The sequence below is a fragment of the Pedobacter sp. genome (assembly GCF_035317785.1).
GTDB lineage: Bacteria > Bacteroidota > Bacteroidia > Sphingobacteriales > Sphingobacteriaceae > Pedobacter.
The window spans coordinates 1-2,563 of the sequence record NZ_DATHGC010000245.1 but is presented as its reverse complement, the minus strand read 5'-3'; the positions used below and the strand labels follow the sequence as shown (position 1 = coordinate 2,563).

General features: G+C 45.1%; 1 protein-coding gene and 1 pseudogene. Both read left to right on the top strand.

From position 1 onward, the window contains the following. Positions 1-1,983 (top strand): annotated as a pseudogene (locus VK541_RS14945) (SusC/RagA family TonB-linked outer membrane protein); the annotation flags it as partial. Positions 1,984-1,995: 12 nt separating this feature from the next. Next, the coding region (locus tag VK541_RS14940; RefSeq protein ID WP_324371119.1) for a RagB/SusD family nutrient uptake outer membrane protein at positions 1,996-2,563 on the top strand (568 nt) is incomplete at its 3' end.

The window sequence follows — 2,563 nt, the reverse complement described above, 5'->3', positions numbered from 1 at the left end:
ACAATCAATTTGTCTTACCGGTATAAGAACCTGACATTCCGCAATAACCTGGTAGTTGGTCAGACCAAAGAGAATGAATCTCCATATGGATCGTTTTCTGATTATGTTAAACTGAACCCTTACTGGCAGCCTTATGATGCTTCTGGAAATGTGACCCAGTTTTTTTCTCCTTACAATTATGATTACTGGACAATGGCGGGCAGCTATGGGGGCAACCGGTACCCGAATCCCTTGTATGATGCGACTTTAAATACGTTTAACAAACGCAGCTATACTTCCATTACTGATAATTTTCAGCTGGAATGGAAACCTGTGGAGAGCCTGCTTTTGCGTGGCGGGCTTGGAGTGACTTCCACCAACAATGATGCGGATAATTTCAAGCCTGCGGAACATTCTTCATTTGCTGGGTATAGTGATGCCGATGTGTTCAGAAAAGGCAGCTATGAATATGGCAATGGAAAAAGCTTTAGTTATACGGCTAATCTTTCAGCAAGCTATGCTAAACTTTTTGCGGAGCAGCACCGTATTTATGCGGGTGTCAATTTTGATGTGACGGAAAACAACCAGAAATCATATAGTTTTCTGGCGGAAGGTTTTCCTGATGAATCTATTGATTTCCTGGGCATGGCCCTTCAATACGAGCAAAACGGAAGTCCCAATGGATTTGAGGCCACAAGGCGCCGGATAGGTGTTGTTGCCAACGTAAACTATGCGTTCAAAGACCGTTACCTGGCAGATTTTGCTTATCGTGTTGATGGTGCTTCCCAGTTTGGTGTAAACCGCCGCTTTGCCCCTTTCTGGTCAGCCGGATTGGGCTGGAACCTGCATTACGAACCCTTTATCAAAGACAACCTGCTGTTCATCAACCGCATGAAACTGAGGGGCTCTTATGGTTCTACCGGTTCTACGCAGTTCGATGCTTACCAGGCTTTGGGTACTTATAGTTATATCATGAATGACAGGTATAAGACCTGGCTGGGTGTCCGTCAAAACTCTTTAGGAAATCCGGACCTGGAATGGCAGCAGACCAATAAATACAATGCTGGTTTGGAGCTGTCGATGTTCAGGGACAGAGTGAGATTTGAAGGGGACGTTTACCTGGAAAAAACATCTAATCTGCTTTCTTCGCTGGAACTGCCTTATGCCAATGGTTTTACCAGCTACAATGAAAACATCGGCGAACTGGAAACACGGGGCTTTGAACTGATGGCCAGTGTATTTCTGATCCAGAACAATGCCCGGGGCTTTTCCTGGTCGGTGACCGGAAACCTGGTACACAACCAGGACAAGATCGTTAAATTGTCTGAAGCGATGAAGGCGGCGAATGAAAAACTGGCACTCCTGACCGCAGGTAATGTTACTTATAGTCCGAATAAGATCATCAGGGAAGGAACATCCCAAAATACAATTTATGCGGTTCGTTCTCTGGGTATTGATCCAAGTACGGGTAAGGAGCTTTACCTGAATAAAGATGGGCAGGTAACTTATACCTGGGCTCCCCAGGACCGGGTAGCTGTGGGTGTCGATCAGCCAAAATACCGCGGGAATTTCAGTACGATGTTCCGTTACAGGAATTTTTCAACGAATGCCTCTTTTGGTTTCCGTTTTGGTGGTCAGTTGTACAACCAGACCCTGATCGATAAGGTAGAGAATGCCGACAGGATGCTGAATGTGGACGAAAGGGTTTATTTCGACCGCTGGAAACAACCCGGTGACAAGACTTTTTTCAGGGGTATTAATGAAACGTTGAAAGTTTCTGCTTCTTCCCGTTTTGTACAGGATGAAAGAACGCTGACCTGTCAAAACGTGAGTCTTTCATACGATGTAATGGACAAAAGGTTTTTAAAACGCCTGGGGATGCAGGCGCTGACCATCACAGGAAATACAGGGGAGCTCTTTTATGTTTCCAGTGTCCGTCAGGAAAGGGGTATTGATTATCCTTTTACACGCCAGTTCTCCATGTCTTTATTTGCTGCATTTTAAAAAATGGAAATCATGAAAAAAACACTAACAATCATCATATTATCAGCGGGATTGCTGTTTACCGGCTGCAAGAAATGGCTGGATGTAAAACCTCAGGGTGAGTCTACCCAGGAGGAGCTGTTTAAAACGCAAAAGGGATTCCGGGATGCCCTTACGGGTGCTTATATCCGGATGAAAGGGGACAATGTATACGGAAGTGCCCTGACCTGGGGAAATATAGAATATATGGCGGCCAACTGGGAGAATGCCAATACAAGCAATACGGCAATTCCTGCCCTGATTGCCGGTAACTATACAAATCAGACAGTTAGGGATTGGATGGACGCTACTTATCAGGACCTGTATAAGGTGATCGCCGATGTAAACGGTGTATTGAGTAATATCGATGGAAAGCAATCTGTTTTTACAGAAGGGAATTATGAACTGATCAAGGGTGAGGCCCTGGCCTTACGTGCTTTTTGCCACTTTGATGCCCTGCGTATGTTTGGGCCTATGCCTTCAAATCCCGGAACAGGTATGGTTTTGCCTTATGTGAAAGAAGTCAGCAAGAACATTCATGAACCTTTGGGTTATCAGGATT